13 protein-coding genes and 1 pseudogene are annotated in these 15759 nt (G+C 70.6%); 7 read left to right on the plus strand and 7 right to left on the minus strand.

Annotated elements, in window-relative coordinates; all coding sequences use genetic code 11:
• Positions 1-115: pseudogene (locus tag AB4Z14_RS14705) on the minus strand (IS481 family transposase); the annotation flags it as partial.
• A gap of 168 nt (positions 116-283) precedes the next feature.
• On the opposite strand from AB4Z14_RS14705, the gene AB4Z14_RS14710 reads away from it, so the two are divergent.
• The 5 genes from AB4Z14_RS14710 to AB4Z14_RS14730 all read left to right on the plus strand — a co-directional run bounded on the left by AB4Z14_RS14710 (position 284) and on the right by AB4Z14_RS14730 (position 5791).
• Positions 284-817 carry a GNAT family N-acetyltransferase gene (locus AB4Z14_RS14710; protein WP_442275834.1) on the plus strand — a complete coding sequence of 178 codons (534 nt, stop codon included), beginning with the start codon at positions 284-286 and terminating at the stop codon, positions 815-817.
• 138 nt (positions 818-955) lie between these two features.
• Complete coding sequence (locus AB4Z14_RS14715) at positions 956-1528, plus strand: mycothiol transferase (RefSeq protein WP_442275835.1); 573 nt, start codon at positions 956-958, stop codon at positions 1526-1528.
• 149 nt (positions 1529-1677) lie between these two features.
• Positions 1678-2385, plus strand: coding sequence for a VOC family protein (locus AB4Z14_RS14720; RefSeq protein WP_442275836.1), 708 nt, complete (start codon positions 1678-1680; stop codon positions 2383-2385).
• A 242-nt stretch (positions 2386-2627) separates the two neighbouring features.
• Complete coding sequence (locus tag AB4Z14_RS14725) at positions 2628-3716, plus strand: glycerophosphodiester phosphodiesterase family protein (protein ID WP_442275837.1); 1089 nt, start codon at positions 2628-2630, stop codon at positions 3714-3716.
• Positions 3717-3775: 59 nt separating this feature from the next.
• Positions 3776-5791 carry a phosphocholine-specific phospholipase C gene (locus AB4Z14_RS14730; RefSeq protein WP_442275838.1) on the plus strand — a complete coding sequence of 672 codons (2016 nt, stop codon included), beginning with the start codon at positions 3776-3778 and terminating at the stop codon, positions 5789-5791.
• 106 nt (positions 5792-5897) lie between these two features.
• On the opposite strand, the gene AB4Z14_RS14735 is transcribed toward AB4Z14_RS14730, so the two are convergent.
• The 5 genes from AB4Z14_RS14735 to AB4Z14_RS14755 are packed head-to-tail and all read right to left on the minus strand — an operon-like array spanning position 5898 to position 14061.
• A complete protein-coding gene (locus tag AB4Z14_RS14735; protein ID WP_442275839.1) occupies positions 5898-7136 on the minus strand; it encodes an MFS transporter in 1239 nt (412 codons plus the stop codon).
• Positions 7137-7164: 28 nt separating this feature from the next.
• Entirely contained in the window at positions 7165-7914 is a 750-nt protein-coding gene (gene narI / locus AB4Z14_RS14740) for a respiratory nitrate reductase subunit gamma (RefSeq protein ID WP_442275840.1), read from the minus strand.
• Positions 7911-8597 carry a nitrate reductase molybdenum cofactor assembly chaperone gene (gene narJ, locus AB4Z14_RS14745; protein ID WP_442275841.1) on the minus strand — a complete coding sequence of 229 codons (687 nt, stop codon included), beginning with the start codon at positions 8595-8597 and terminating at the stop codon, positions 7911-7913. The genes narI and narJ overlap by 4 nt, the downstream gene beginning before the upstream one ends.
• Complete coding sequence (gene narH, locus AB4Z14_RS14750) at positions 8594-10285, minus strand: nitrate reductase subunit beta (RefSeq protein ID WP_056772953.1); 1692 nt, start codon at positions 10283-10285, stop codon at positions 8594-8596. Before narH ends, narJ begins: the two co-directional genes overlap by 4 nt.
• Positions 10285-14061, minus strand: coding sequence for a nitrate reductase subunit alpha (locus tag AB4Z14_RS14755; RefSeq protein WP_442275842.1), 3777 nt, complete (start codon positions 14059-14061; stop codon positions 10285-10287). The genes narH and AB4Z14_RS14755 overlap by 1 nt, the downstream gene beginning before the upstream one ends.
• A 258-nt stretch (positions 14062-14319) precedes the next feature.
• Between AB4Z14_RS14755 and AB4Z14_RS14760 the strand changes: the two genes are divergently transcribed.
• Together AB4Z14_RS14760 and AB4Z14_RS14765 are read left to right on the plus strand one after the other, a co-directional pair.
• Complete coding sequence (locus AB4Z14_RS14760) at positions 14320-15087, plus strand: helix-turn-helix transcriptional regulator (protein ID WP_442275843.1); 768 nt, start codon at positions 14320-14322, stop codon at positions 15085-15087.
• 79 nt (positions 15088-15166) lie between these two features.
• Positions 15167-15451 carry an ANTAR domain-containing protein gene (locus AB4Z14_RS14765; RefSeq protein ID WP_442275844.1) on the plus strand — a complete coding sequence of 95 codons (285 nt, stop codon included), beginning with the start codon at positions 15167-15169 and terminating at the stop codon, positions 15449-15451.
• A 52-nt stretch (positions 15452-15503) separates the two neighbouring features.
• Here AB4Z14_RS14765 and AB4Z14_RS14770 read toward each other — a convergent pair whose 3' ends face one another.
• A complete protein-coding gene (locus tag AB4Z14_RS14770) occupies positions 15504-15740 on the minus strand; it encodes a hypothetical protein (RefSeq protein WP_442275845.1) in 237 nt (78 codons plus the stop codon).
• Positions 15741-15759: the final 19 nt, after the last annotated feature.

Here is a 15759-nt window from a genome sequence, read left to right on the forward strand (position 1 = left end):
GCCACGAGCACTGGAACCGGGCCGCAACCTCCGCGATCGGCACGTGCTGGTCGACGACGAGCTGGGCCACCCGGAGCCGGGCGCGTGGGGTGAGGGCAGCGTTAGCGTGGGACACGAGGGCCTCCTGTTTGGCGAAGTGAACCTTGAGCRGTTCCACTCCACCGCGGGAGGCCCTCCCACGTCAGCAGCTCAGAGCGATGAGTCGCATTCCCTCAACCAACGTGCCCGGTCAGTACACCTAGCACCCCCGCGACCGACTCGGGTCGTTCGCTAGGTTTCGCCCATGCGGACCATCACCTCGGCGCGACTGGTTCTCAGACCATGGGAAGCCGGCGACGCCGACTTCCTCCTCGACCTCGAGGGCCGTTGGGAGGTCGTGCGCTACCTGGGGGCTGACCCCACGACCATGACCTCCCGTAGCCAGGCGCTCGCCTCGATCGAACGCCGACGCGCCATCAGCGAGCACCCCGTCCACGGCATCTGGGTCATCACCGACCAGGCCGGCGCACGGCTGGGAAACCTTCTGCTCAAACCCATTCCACTGTCAGCAGGGGAAGATCCATCAGACCCCGCGGACGTCGAGATCGGCTGGCACCTGCATCCGGACAGGTGGGGCCACGGATACGCGACCGAGGCTGCGCGCGCAGCATCCGTCGACGCGTTCGCGCGCGGCCAGAGCCGGATCATCGCCGTGACCCATCCCGACAACCACGCCTCGCAAGCCGTCTGCCGGCGCATCGGCATGCGCCACCTGGGCGCGACCACCCGCTACATGAACACGTCGTGCGAGCTGTTCGAGCTGACCCGGGACGGTTGAGCGCTCCTGCCGCCCGGAGGCGGTCACCGAGCGCTCGGCACGACGTATGCCGTCCCGGCCTCGCCGGGATGTCGACCATTTCGCGGTCGACCGGGTTTGCGGACGTCTCTCGTCCGGATGCGTTTCTAGTGTGGACATATGACGAGCACCTTCGGCTTCACGCCCGGCCAGCCACCAGTGTGGGACATCGAGCGCTTCATGCGGGGCGACGAGGTCGACACCGCCGTGATCACCCTGGAACGCAACCGGTTGACCTTCGCGTGGAAGTGCGCGGACGTCGCCGCCGCTGGGATGAGTCTTCGGCTCGGTGCGTCCTCGGTGACGCTGGGCGGCCTGCTCAAACACCTGGCCTGGGTCGAGGAGCTCTACTTCCAGCACCGGCTCGCCGGCCGTGCGTTCATGTCGCCCTTCGACGCGCTGGACCTCGAGAGGGACTGGGACGACTGGGCCTGGGCCACGGCGGCCGACGACACCCCTGACGCCCTGCGTGCGCTCTGGGCCGAGGCCGTGCACCGCTCCCGGGCGTCGCTGACGGAGGCGTTGTCGCGCGGCGGCCTGGACCAGACGACCCACGACGGGATGAGCCTGCGCCGGTTGCTGGCCGACATGATCGAGGAGTACGCCCGCCACACCGGACACGCCGACCTGCCCCGTGAGCACGTCGACGGGGCGACCGGCGAAGGTGCCCCGAGCGACTTCCCGGTGCCCTGAGCCCCACGGCTCGGAGTCAGCCACCGCTCACAGACGGTGGCGGCGTCCGGTATCGACGGGACCCGCCCGCGAACGGTTGCGACGACGACGGAAACGGACCGATGTCTCCGAGGGGTCAACCGTGGTGATCGCAGCTATGGTCCCCGTCTATGGACATGCTGAGGAGCGCCCAGATCGCCGAGGCCGACCTGACCGACTGGCGCAAGCTGGCCCAGGGACTGCACGCCCGATACATGGTCGACGGGTTCGGCGCCGGCGTCCGGTTCGCCGCCGCCGTGGGCGAGGCGGGTGACGCACTCCACCACCACCCGCACGTGTCGATCGGCACGGAGTGGGTCGACCTCAAGCTGGTCAGCGACGACGCCATCTACCGCGACGACGAAGGCAACGAGCACGTCGTCGAATGGGTGACCCAGCAGGACGTCGACCTCGCGCGACGGATCACCGAGATCGCCGCCGACCACGGGGTCCGGGCCGACCCGGCGTCGGTCAGCGACATCGAGCTCGGCCTCGACACCGCACGCTCGTCGACCATCGCCCCGGTCTGGGCCGCCCTCCTGACGGGGAGCGCCGAGTCCCAGGGGCGCGGGACGCCCAGTGACGAGATCCGGGACGCCACGAGGCGCGTGCCCAACCTGTGGTTCGGGGACTCTGACGAGCAGCAGACCACGGGTCAGCGGTTCCACGTCGAGGTCTACGTCGCGCCCGAGGCGGCCGCGCAACGGATCGCCGCCGTCCTCGCCGCGGGCGGGACCGTCGTCGACGACAGCGATGCACCCGCGCTCACCGTGGTCGCCGACCAGGACGGCAACCGGGGGGTCCTCTGCGTCGACGCGTCCGCGATGAAGCAGGACTGACGCTCGAGCCCGGTGACGGGCTGCCGGGGAGGAGCCGTCCGGGGTGACGGCGAGCAGGTCCTTGTGGCGCGGGCTGAAGGCGGGCGGGTGCCGGTTCCGGCGGACGTGTGCTGGGCGTCCGCTTCGTCCGCTTCGTCGGTGTTCGGCCAGGGTTCACGGAAGCGCCACGTCGAGGGCACCACAGCCCTGCGGGAGGTCCCTAGCGTCGAGGGGCCAGCCCAGCCCCGAGCGAAGGATCTCCGATGCACGTACGCCGTCTCCTGGTCAGCCTGGCCCTGGCCGGCCCCCTGGCAGCACTGACCCTCGGCCCGAGCGCCGCCGCCACCACGGTTGCCGTCGCAGGCTCCCACACCGTCCTGCCGCAGCAGACCCACTTCGACCTGCAGGCGCACCGCGGGGGGATCGGCATGACGACCGAGGAGTCCCTCGAGGGCTTCGCCAAGGCGATGCGCCTCGGCGTGACGACGCTCGAGCTCGACACGCAGGTCACCAAGGACGAGAAGGTCGTCGTCAACCACGACCGTCAGGTCAGCGCCCAGAAGTGTCGCGACACGGCCCCGGTCACGGCCGGTGACCCGATGTACCCGTACGTCGGCAAGTACATCAAGGACCTGACCCTCGCCCAGATCCGGACGATGGACTGCGGCTATCAGCAGCTGCCCGGATTCCCTGAGCAGGAGCGGGTGCCCGGCTTCCGGATGGTCGAGCTGGGGGACGTGCTGAACCTCGTGAAGTCCTACCGCGCCAAGCAGGTGACCCTCAACATCGAGACGAAGGTCGAAGCCGGCGCGCCCGAGCAGACCGCGCCGCGAGAGCTCTTCGTGCGCCGCGTCTACGAGGAGATCCATGCCTCGGGCATCGAGGACCAGGTGACGATCCAGTCCTTCGACTGGGGCGCCCTCAACGTCATGCACCGGCTCGCGCCGACCTGGCCGCTCGTCGCCCTCACGAACCACGACTTCCTCCAGCTCGGCAAGCCCGGCGCGTCACCGTGGCTCGGCGGTGTCGACGCCGACGACTTCGCTGGTGACTTCGTCGCGACCGCCGCGGCGGCGGTGCCCGGGCTCACGGCTCTCTCGCCGAACTACGGCTTCCCGCAGAACGGCACGGTCGCCGACCCCGGCTTCCGCTTCTACCCCGACCGGGCCATGGTCGACGCCGCCCACGCCCGGGGGCTCAAGGTCATCCCTTGGACCTGTGACGACCCGGCCACGATCAGCGCCCTCATGGACCTCGGCGTCGACGGCGTCATCACCGACTACCCGAACCGCGTCCGCACGATCATGGCCGACCGCGGCATGCGCCTGCCCAAGGCGTACGCGCCGCGCTGAGCCACCCGGCATACGCCATCGCTCACCCTGCCCGAATCCCCACACCACCAGGAGTTCTCATGGTCGACCTCGACCGTCGCCGCTTCCTCAAGATCGCCGGTGGCGCCGCCGCCGCGACGATGCTCGACGAGAGCATCGCCCGCGCTGCCGCCATTCCGGCCAACCGGGCCACCGGGTCCCTCAAGGACGTCGAGCACATCGTCGTGCTCATGCAGGAGAACCGTTCCTTCGAGCACTACCTCGGCAGCCTCCGCGGTGTCCGCGGCTTCGGTGACCCGCACCCGGTCCGGCTCCAGAGCGGCAAGGACGTGTGGCACCAGTCCGACGGCACCCGCGACGTCCTGCCCTTCCACCCGAGCGTCGACGACCTCGGCGCCGCCTTCCTCGAGGGTCTGCCGCACAGCTGGACCGACGGGCAGGCCGCCGTCAACCGAGGGCACTACGACGGCTGGGTTCCGGCCAAGGGCACGACGACGATGGCCTACCTCGAGCGCCAGGACGCGGCCTTCCACTACGCGCTGGCCGACGCCTTCACCGTGTGCGACGCCTACTACTGCTCGTTCATCGGCAACACCGACCCGAACCGCTACTACCTGTGGTCCGGGTGGACGGGCAACGACGGCAAGGGTGGTGGCCCCGTGCTCTACAACGACGAGCTCGGCTACGACTGGCGCACCTACCCCGAGCGGCTCGAGCAGGCAGGCGTGTCGTGGAAGGTCTACCAGGACGAGGGCACCGGGCTCGACGCCGCCGGCTCCTGGGGCTGGACGTCGGACCCCTACATCGGCAACTACGGTGACAACTCGCTGCTCTACTTCAACCGCTACCGCAACGCCGGACCGGGAGACCCGTTCTACGAGAAGGCCCGTCGCGGCACGAGGGCGCGCGACGGGCAGGACTACTTCGAGCCCCTGCGCCGGGACGTCGAGGCGGGTACCCTTCCGTCGGTCAGCTGGATCGCGGCTCCCGAGGCGTTCAGCGAGCACTCGAACTGGCCGACGAACTACGGCGCCTGGTACATCTCCAAGGTCCTCGACACCCTGACCTCGAACCCCGAGGTGTGGGCCAGGACCGTCCTGCTCATCACCTACGACGAGAACGACGGCTTCTTCGACCACCTCGTGCCCCCGCACGCGAACTCGCCTGTCATCCCTGGCGCCTCGACGGTGTCGACGGCCGACGAGTTCTACGCCAACGAGCACGGCCCCGGCGCCTACGGCATGGGTCCACGCGTGCCGATGTTCGTCGTGTCGCCGTGGAGCACGGGTGGCTGGGTCTCCTCGGAGACGTTCGACCACACGTCGGTCATCCGGCTCATGGAGACACGCTTCGGGGTCAAGGAGCCCAACATCACGCCGTGGCGACGGTCGGTCGCCGGCGACCTCACCTCGTCTTTCGACTTCTCGAAGACCGTGGAGAAGGTGCCCGCACTGCCGAGCACGACGAGCTGGAAGCCGTTCGACGACCAACGACACCCGTCGTACCGGCCCACGCCGCCCGCGGAGGGGAAGATGCCGTCGCAGGAGCCGGGGACGCGCCCGTCGCGCCCGACCCCTTACGACCTCGTCGTCCGCGAGCAGCAGACCCGCGGGGCCGTCACCGTCGACCTCGACAACCGCGGGCGCCGCGGCACGCACCTCCAGGCACGGCTCGTCGAGCCGGCCGGGCCACCGCACAGCTACACGGTGGGTGCCGGCGACGAGCTGCGGGCGACGTGGCCCGTCAGCGGCGACTACGACATCCACCTGCACGGGCCGAACGGCTTCTTCCGGCGCTTCGCGGGTGACACGAGGACCGACCGCATCCGCGTCGAGGTGACCCGGGTGGGGCGCACGCAGCGGCTCTCGGTCACCGTCGAGGCACCGCGCGGCGTCCCCGTCACGATCGAGGACGCGTACGGCGCCCGCACCACGGTCGGCCGGCGACCCGTCGTCGTCGACACGTCGACCAACGGCGGGTGGTACGACCTCACCGTCGTCGCCGAGGTGGGCACCTTCCTGCGAGGCTTCGCGGGGCACCTCGGGACGGGACGTCCGTCGATCAGCGAGCCGGCGCTGGGTCACGCCCACGGCTGACCCCCCGGCTGGCGTGTGCCGGGTGCCGGGCACCCCGGGTCGAGCGCCCCGGGTGCCCGGTGAGCCCGCCGGCGTCTCCGGCGTCCCCGAGAGGCCGTGCCTGCCGTCAGGCCGTTCGCCGACGGTCGCCCGACGAGCGGATCCCGACCTGCGAGAAGACGAGCGCGCAGGCGGCGACGAGTGCGAGCAGGGCGAGCCCGAAGCCGTACTGCGGGAAGACCTTGTCGTAGGTCGCCCCGAGGACGAGGGGCGGGAAGTAGCCGCCGAGGCCGCCGGCGGCGCCGACGAGGCCGGTCACGCTGCCCACCCGCTCCGGCGGTGCGAGGCGCGCGACCCAGGCGAAGACGCCGCCGGTGCCCAGGCCGAGGAAGAAGGCCATCGCGACGAACGACAGGCCCGCCGCCACCTCGAGGGGCGGCCGGAACGCCAGGACGACCGCGAGAACGGTCGTGCCGGAGAGCGAGATGGCGAGGACCGCGCGCGGCCCGATGCGGTCCGACAGCACCCCGCCGATGGGTCGCGCGACGACCGCCGCGACGGCGAAGCCGGCCGTGCGCGTACCCGCTGCCGTGAGGTCGAAGGCGTAGACGTCCTTGAGGAAGGTCGGCAGGTAGGTCGAGAAGGCGACGAAGCCGCCGAACGCCACGGCGTAGAGGAACGACATCTGCCACGTCACCGGCAGCCTGATCGCAGCCGCCAGCTTGGGGACGACGGGGTCGGTGTTCGGCGTCCAGGCCGGTGAGTTGCGCATGGCGGACCAGCAGAGCGCGGCGGTCGCGACGAGCAGGACGGCGATGATGACGTGCGTCAGCGTGTAGCCGAACCACGTCACCATCCGCGGCGTCAGGGCCGATGAGAGCGCCGTCCCGCCCATCCCGGCGCCGAAGACGCCGGTTGCGAACCCGCGCCGATCCGCCTGGTACCACGCGTTGACGAAGGGCACGCCGACCGCGAAGGTCGTGCCCCCGATGCCGAGGAAGAAGCCGAAGAGGAGCATCAGCGGGAACGACCCGAGGTTGCCGGCCAGGGCGACGAGGAGCACGAAGGGCACGGTGAGCAGGGTCAGCACCGGGAACATGACGCGACCGCCGTAGCGGTCGGTGAGCGCGCCCACCGGGATGCGCCCGAGCGAGCCGACGAGCACCGGTGTCGCGACGAGCAGCGCCTTCTGGCTGCTGCTCAGGTGCATCTGCTCGGTGTACCTCACCCCGAGCGGCCCGATGAGGTTCCACGCCCAGAAGGTCACCGCGAAGGCAAAGGTCGCGAGGGCGAGGTTCCGGCCCTGGCCGCTCAGGCCGACCTGCGGCGGGGACGGCGTGGACGCGGTCGGTGCGCTGGTGCTCATGGGTCTCCTCGAGGCAGGGTCGGTCGGGTCAGTGTCTGCGGTCGCGGTCGGAGGTGCCGACGCCGCTCCAGCCGGGCCGGCTGGAGCGGTTGCCGGAGGTCCGGCCGTCGCGCGACCGGTAGACGATGTAGGGCCGGAAGAGGTAGTGCAGCGGGGCCGTGAAGGCGTGGACGAGCCGCGTGAAGGGCCACAGCGCGAAGAGCAGCATCCCGACGATCGCGTGGACGTGGAACTGCACCGGGGCCGCCGCCATCGCCGTCACGTCCGGGCTCAGCAGCAGCACCGACCGGAACCACGGCGAGACGGTCTCGCGGTAGTTGTGTGCCTCGCTGCCCGCCCCGACGCTGACGAGCGTCGTCCAGAGGCCGAGGACGATGGCGCCGACGAGCAGGACGTACATCAGCTTGTCGTTCTTCGTCGTCGCCATGAAGACCGGTCCGGTCGTGCGGCGCCGGTAGACGAGGATGAGGATGCCGGCCAGCGTGCAGACCCCCGCCAGACCGCCGAAGAGCAGGGCGTTGAGGTGGTAGAGCCCCTCGCTGACGCCGACGGCCTCGGTCCACGACTCGGGGATGACGAGTCCGCCGACGTGGCCGACGAAGACGAGCAGGATGCCGAAGTGGAAGAGCGGCGACCCGATGCGCAGCAGGCGCGACTCGTAGAGCTGTGACGACCGGGTCGTCCAGCCGAACTTGTCGTAGCGGTAGCGCCAGACCGTGCCACCGACGAGGCTCGCGATGCAGAGGTAGGGGAGGATGCCCCAGAGGAACGTGCTCACGACCCTCCACCCCTCGGTGCCCCGGACGGGGCCGCTTGCAGCGGAAGCAGCCTCGGGTCGTAGGGCTCGAGCCCGACCGTCTCCGTCGGGTGCGGTCCGCTCAGCCCGACCATCTCCATGACCGCGGCGCGGTCGGGCGGGGACTCCCCGGGAAGGGTCGCGCACACGGCGACGACGGCGGCGGCATACGCGCTCTTCTTCTCCTGCAAGGCGATCCGCAGCAGCTCGAGGCTCGCGCGGTACTCCTGGAGCAGCGCGACGCCGGCCTCCGGGTCGACGCGTGCGGCGAACTCGAGCACCATCGGGAGGTAGTCGGGCAGCTCTCCGTGCGTGTCGACGACAGCGCCACTGCTGCGGTATGCCGTCTTGAACCGTCCGAGCACCTCGCCCCGCCGGCGCGTGTCGCCGTCGGTCCAGTAGGACAGGTAGAGCGCGTGCTTGCGGCTGAGGTCGAAGGTGTCGACGTAGGCACGCTGGAGATCGTCCAGGGCGGCTCCGTCGAGGTGCGTGACGACGCTCGCCAGCGCTGTGGCGGCGGCCGAGTCGCCCTGCTCCGCAAGGGCATCGCGCATCGAGGGAAGCCCGGCGACGAGCTCGGCCGTCGGGTAGTCGAGGCAGCGTCCGGCGACGAGGTGCACGACGCGTTCGTCCCGTGGTGCCGCCCGCCCGCGCAGGCCGATCACGGCGCGTCCCCGTCCGAGCGGCCCGGGAAGAGGCCCGGGGGAGCGCCGTTGCCGTCCCAGTTGAGCAGGTTGACCCGTCCGGTCAGGGAGCCGGACTCGGTCGTCGCCATCGCCGTGTCGGAGGTCTGCCGCTGCTTGAGTGCGTTGAACGTCTCGACGGCCACCGGCGCCGGACGTCCGCTCGCCTCGCCGAACGGACCTGACTCGTACATGCCCGGCCCCTCGTCGAAGTCGAGCGAGCAACCGATCTCCTCGAGCTCGTGGGCCCGCTCGACGTGCGCCGTGGGGATGACGTAGCGGTCGGCGTACTTCGCGATCGCCATGAGGCGGTACATCTCGTAGAGCGACTCCTCGCTCATGCCGACCGCCGCGGGGATCGCGGGGTCGCCGTCGCGGCCCAGCGACACGTCGCGCATGTAGGCGCGCATCGCGGCGAGCTTCTGGAGCACGCCGGTGACGATGTCGGTGCGGCCGGCCGTGAAGAGCTCGGCGAGGTAGTCGACGGGGATGCGCAGCGCCTCGATCGCGCCGAAGAGCACGGTCCGGTCCTCGGCGTCGTGACCCTGCGACGATAGGACGTCGACGATCGGCGACAGCGGCGGGACGTACCAGACCATCGGCATCGTGCGGTACTCCGGGTGCAGCGGCAGGGCCACCCGGTAGGTCTTGGCGAGCGCGTAGACGGGCGAACGCCGCGCCGCGTCCATCCAGTCGTCCGGTATGCCGTCACGCCGGGCAGCGGCGACGACCTCGGGGTCGCTCGGGTCGAGCAGGAGGTCGAGCTGCGCCTCGTAGAGGTCGCCCTCGTCGGGGGTCGCTGCCGCGGCCGTGACGCGGTCGGCGTCGTAGAGGAAGAGGCCGAGGTAGCGCAGCCGCCCGACACACGTCTCGGAGCAGACCGTCGGCAGCCCCACCTCGACGCGGGGGTAGCAGAAGGTGCACTTCTCGGCCTTGCCGCTCTTGTGGTTGAAGTAGATCTTCTTGTACGGGCATCCCGTGATGCACTGCCGCCACCCGCGGCACCGGTCCTGGTCGACGAGGACGATGCCGTCCTCCTCGCGCTTGTAGATCGCGCCCGACGGGCACGAGGCCATGCACGACGGGTTGAGGCAGTGCTCGCAGATGCGCGGCAGGTAGAACATGAAGGTCTTCTCGAGCTCGAAGCGGACCTTCTCCTCCGACTCGCGCCGCACCGACGCGTTGAGCTTCGCGACGATGGGGTCGAGGTGTCCCATCTCGCTCGCGCCGCCGAGGTTGTCGTCCCAGTTGGCCGACCACGTGATCTTCGTGTTCTCGCCGGTGATGAGCGACTTCGGCCGGGCGACCGGGAAGTCGTCACCGAGCGGTGCCTCGATGAGGGTCTGGTAGTCATAGGTCCAGGGCTCGTAGTAGTCGGCGAGCTTGGGCTGCACGGGGCTCGCGAAGATGCCCAGGAGCTTCTGCACCCGGCCACCCGCCTTGAGCTTGAGACTGCCGCGGTGGGTGAGCGTCCAGCCGCCCTTCCACGTCTCCTGGTCCTCGTAGCGGCGCGGATACCCCTGTCCCGGGCGGGTCTCCACGTTGTTGAACCAGACGTACTCGGTGCCGGCGCGGTTGGTCCACGCCTGCTTGCACGTGACCGAGCACGTGTGGCACCCGATGCACTTGTCGAGGTTCATCACCATGCCCATCTGGGCCATGACACGCATCAGTACGTCACCTCCTGCGAGCGCTTGCGCACCGTCGAGACCATGTCGCGCTGGTTGCCCGTCGGTCCGAGGTAGTTGAACGTGTAAGACAGCTGGGCGTAGCCGCCGATGAGGTGGGTCGGCTTCACGAGCAGCCGCGTCACCGAGTTGTGGATGCCGCCGCGGCGACCGGTCGCCTCCGACTTCGGCACGTCGATCGTGCGCTCCTGCGCGTGGTGGACGTAGACGACGCCCTCCGGCATGCGGGGGCTGACGATCGCCCGGCCGACGAGCACGCCGTTGGTGTTGAGGCACTCGACCCAGTCGTTGTCGGCGACGTCGATGGAGCCGGCGTCCTGCGGACTCATCCACACCGTCGGGCCGCCGCGTGAGAGCGAGAGCATGAGCAGGTTGTCCTGGTACTCCGAGTGGATCGACCACTTGGAGTGGGGCGTCAGGTAGCGGACGGTGACCTGCTTCGACCCGTCGGGCCCGAGCTTCGGCTCGCCGAAGAGGCGGTGCATGTCGAGGGGTGGCCGGTAGATGGGCAGCGCCTCGCCGAGGTCCTGCATCCAGTCGTGGTCGAGGTAGAAGTGCATCCGACCGGTGAGGGTGTGGAAGGGCTTGAGGCGCTCGATGTTGACGGTGAAGGGCGCGTAGCGCCTTCCGCCGGTCTCGGAGCCCGACCACTCGGGCGAGGTGATGACGGCCACCGGTGCACTCTGCGTGTCGGCGAAGGTGACGTGCTTCTCCTCCGAGCCCTCGGCGAGGTCGACGAGCTTCTTGCCGACCCGCTCCTCGAGGGTGCGGAAGCCCTGCACCGCGAGGTGACCGTTCGTCGTGCCGGAGAAGGTGAGGATCGCCTCGGCCAGCTTCGCGTCGGTGTCGATCGCCGGACGGCCGTCACCGGCGCCCCCGAGCATGACGCCGTTCTTGGCGGCGAGGCGGGCCACCTCCTCCTCGACCCGGTAGGTGACGTTCTTGACCGTGAAGCCGAGGCTGTCGGCGAGCGGGCCCACGGTGGCGAGCTTCTCGCTGATCGCGGTGTAGTCGCGCTCGACGAGCTGGAAGACCGGCATCGTCCTGCCCGGCACGCCAGGGTGCCCCGTGGCCCGCCAGTCGACCGCGCGCCCACCGGGTTGGGCCGTCTCGCCGGGTGTGTCGTGCATGAGCGGCACGCTGACGAGGTCCCTGCGGACTCCGAGATGGGTGCGCGCGAGGTCCGAGAGCTTCTCGGCGAGGAGGTGGAAGAGCTCGAAGTCGCTCTTGGCCTCCCACGGTGGGTCGATGGCGGGCGTGAAGGCGTGTACGAAGGGGTGCATGTCGGTCGAGCTGAGGTCGTGCTTCTCGTACCACGTCGCTGCGGGCAGGACGATGTCGGAGAGCAGCGTCGTCGACGTCATGCGGAAGTCTGCCGAGAGCAGCAGGTCGAGCTTGCCCTCCGGCGCCTTCTCATGCCATTTCACCTCGGACGGCCTTGGTGCCAAAGGGTTCTCGCTGCCGAGGACGTTGTGGTGCGTGCCGAGCAGGTTGCGCAGGAAGTACTCGTTGCCCTTGGCCGAGGACCCCATGAGGTTGCTTCGCCACAGCACGAGGGTGCGCGGCCAGTTCTCCGGAGCGTCGACGTCCTCGATCGCCGAGGTCAGCGTGCCGTCGTGCAGGGCGCCGGCGACGTAGGCCGCCGGGCTGGCGGCGGTGCCTGCGTCGACGGCGGCCTGGGCGTCCTCCGCCACCTGGAGCGGGTTCGTGCCGAACTGCGGGTAGAACGGCATCCACCCCATCCGGGCGGACTGCGCGATGGTGTCGGCCGTGTGCTTGCCGGCCAGATGCCCTCTGGCCAGAGGTGAGTTGAGCGAGTCCGCGGAGTAGCCGTCGTTGCGCCACTGGTCGGTGTGCATGTACCAGTACGACGTGCCCGTCATGGTGCGCGGCGGCCGGCCCCAGTCGAGGGCGTTGGCGAGGGAGATCCAGCCGGTGATCGGTCGGCACTTCTCCTGGCCGACGTAGTGCGCCCAGCCGCCGCCGTTCCGGCCCATGCAGCCGGTGAGGATCAGCAGCGAGAGGATGGCCCGATAGGTCGCGTCACCGTGGAACCACTGGCAGATGCCCGCGCCCATGATGATCATCGAGCGCCCTTGCGACTGCTCGGAGTTCGTGGCGAACTCGCGAGCGACGCGGATGCACTGCTCTGCGGGCACGCCGGTGATCTCCGCCTGCCAGGCTGGCGTGTAGGGCGCGGTGACGTCGTCGTAACCCCTGGGCCAGCTGCCCGGCAGTCCTTCTCGCTCGACGCCGTACTGCGCGAGCATGAGGTCGTAGACGGTCGTCACGAGGTGGCCGCCGACGCGCCGGGCGGGGACTCCTCGACGCAGCACCGAGCCGGTCCCGTCGGGCTCGACGAACGCCGGGAGCAGCACCTCGACGGCCTCGGCGGCGCCGCCCGTCATCGTCAGCGCGGGGGCCACGCCGTCGAGGTCGAGGTTCCATCGGCCCTTGCCGGAGTCCGCGTAGCGGAAGCCCATCGAGCCGTTCGGCACGACCGGCTGTCCGGTCACCTCGTCGAGCAGCACCGTCTTCCAGGCATCTTCGTCGGGAACGGCGGCGCCATCAGCCGAGAGGTCGGACGCGGTGAGGAACTTGCCGGGCACGAAGGGGGCGCCGGCCCCCTCACCCGACGCGGCGGCATACGGCTCCTCGGGTGCCTCCAGACGGATGAGGAAGGGGAGGTCGCTGTAGGTGCGCACGTAGTCGGTGAAGAAGGGCACCTCACGGTCGACGAAGAACTCCTTGAGGAGCACGTGGCCCATGGCCATCGCGAGCGCCGCATCGGTGCCGGCCTGGGCCGGCATCCACTCGTCGGCGAACTTCGTGTTGTCGGCGTAGTCGGGGCTGACCGTGACGATCTTCGTGCCGCGGTAGCGGACCTCGGCCATCCAGTGCGCGTCGGGCGTGCGGGTCACAGGGACGTTGGAGCCCCACATCATGAGGTAGGTCGCGTCCCACCAGTCGCCCGACTCCGGCACGTCGGTCTGGTCGCCGAAGACCTGCGGGCTGGCGACGGGCAGGTCGGCGTACCAGTCGTAGAAGCTCGTCATGACGCCGCCGATGAGCTGGATGAAGCGGGTGCCGACGCAGTGCGACACCATCGACATCGCGGGGATCGGCGAGAAGCCCGCGACGCGGTCGGGGCCGTACTCCTTGATCGTGTGGACGTGCGCGGCGGCCGCGATCTCGACGGCCTCGCCCCACGACGCGCGCACGAGGCCGCCCTTGCCGCGGGCGCTCTGGTAGCGGCGACGCTTGTCGGGATCGGTCGTGATCTCGTGCCAGGCGGCCACCGGGTCGCCGAGGCGGGCCTTGGCCTCGCGGTACATCTCGAGGAGGACGCCGCGCACGTAGGGGTAGCGGACGCGCGTGGGGGAGTAGGTGTACCAGGAGAAGGCCGCGCCGCGCGGGCAGCCACGGGGCTCGTACTCCGGTCGGTCGGGGCCGACGGACGGGTAGTCGGTCTGCTGCGTCTCCCACGTGATGATCCCGTCCTTGACGTAGACCTTCCACGAGCAGGAGCCGGTGCAGTTGACCCCGTGGGTCGAGCGGACGACCTTGTCGTGGCTCCACCGGTCGCGGTAGAAGACGTCGCCCGCTCGCCCGCCCTCGCGGAAGACGGCACGCCCGTCGTCGGACTCCTCCCAGCGCGTGAAAAACCGACCGGCGCGGAGCAGCGCGGCCGATGCCGGGCCGTCGACCCCACCCCGGGCCGTGTCGGTGCTGCGGAAGGCCGCGCTCACGGGTGCCACCCCGGTCGGGCACCGTGATGGGGCAGGAGAGGCATGAGTCCTCCAAATCGACGATGGGGGGTGCATCGAAGCGAGCGGCTGCGCGCGTTCGACGACCGCCGTGGCACGACCCCGGTGTCCCCGAACTGAGCGCAACGCTACTGCTCCCAGCAGGTTCCGGCGCGGCAAACGGCTATCGGACCACCGGCGTTCTCGAGCCCGCTTCTCGTTGAGGCAGGCTCTGGCCTATCCTCTAAATCAACGAAAAGGAGGATCGGCGTGCCAGGTGCCATCCGCAGCGACGTCCAGACATCGCCCATGCGTCGGGCCGTCCTCGACCTGCTCGCGGACGCCGGCGACCCGGTCGGGGCCCGCGACGCGTCCGTCGGGACGCCCGGCCGCGAAGGAGGCGGGCTCAGCGCCTCCGAGGTCGGTGCCGCCCTCGGCCTCCACGTCACCACCGCCCGCTTCCACCTCGAGCGGCTCGTCGCCGCCGGGCTGGTCGCGACCGTGCACCGGCGCGGCGCCGTGGGTCGGCCCCGCAAGATCTACGTCGATGCCCGCAGCGCGCGGCCGGGCCTTGCGAGCCAGGAGGCCCTGCATGCCTTCACCGAGCTGCTGACGAGCGCCTGGTCCGACGCGGCGGACGGCTCGCCCGGCGACCCCGAGGGCGCCGGAGAGCGCTGGGTGCGGGGACGGCGCGAGGAGCCCGCGCCGCCGCCGGCCTCGACCCCGGGTGGCTGGCTCGGCAAGGTCGGCATGGCCGTCGACCTGCTCGACGAGTGGGGCTACCGGCCCGAGCTGGCCACCTCCGAGGGTGGCCATACCGTCGAGCTCACCCTCAACGACTGTCCCTTCCTCTCGATGGCGCGGGCCCACCCGGAGGTCGTGTGCGCCATCCACCGGGGGCTGATCCGCGGCACCATGACCGCCGTCGGCGAGGAGGGCGCCGAGGTCGAGCTGCGGCCCTTCGTCACTGATCGCACGTGCTCGGCACGTCTCACGACGCCAGCCACCTTCCGTCGCGAGCGGCCAGCTCGGGCCTGACGCCACACGGTCAGGTCGGGTCCGAGCCGGCTGGCGGCCGCGGTGAGAGGACCGGGCACCCGCCGGGTATGGGTGCGGGGTGAGCACGTCGTCAGCGCCCGGAGCCCCGCGCGGCCGGTCAGAGGGCGCCATGGGCCGGGGCGTCGGCCGGACCCTGGACCGGTCCTCGGCGACCTCAGGGCGGTCGGGTCCGTCCGACGGCATCGACCTCGCAGTGGCCGTCGACCTCGTGGTGGTGCACCGCGGCCTGACCGCCGACGAGGCCCACGCGCTGCTGTGCAGGCACGCCGAGGCGACCGGTCGCGACCTCGACGACGTGGCGAGCGACGTCATCGACCTCGGGACCTCGCGCCTGCCGCGCTGAGGGGCAACCGCGGGATCTCGCGCCTCGTCGGCGAGTGGCTCGCCGGCGTCGGCTAGGGCTCGGGGGGAGCCTCTCCGTTGGCCACGGTCTCGACCCAGTCGACGGCGGCGTCCGAGAGCTCCAGCCCGTCAGGCCCACGGCCGGCGACCCACCAGGCGTCGGGGTCGACGGGACCGCTGACTCGCGTGATGTCCTCGACCACCTCGAGCGGGAGCGGTTCGCCGTTGTGGGCGACGATCCAGTCCCGGGTCTCGGGTCGCACGGCGGACCACCACGTCTCGAGTGACATGAGCCCACTGTCGCAGCCT

Origin of the sequence: Terrabacter sp. 2TAF16, assembly GCF_052115065.1 — a bacterium.
Classification (GTDB): Bacteria; Actinomycetota; Actinomycetes; order Actinomycetales; family Dermatophilaceae; genus Terrabacter.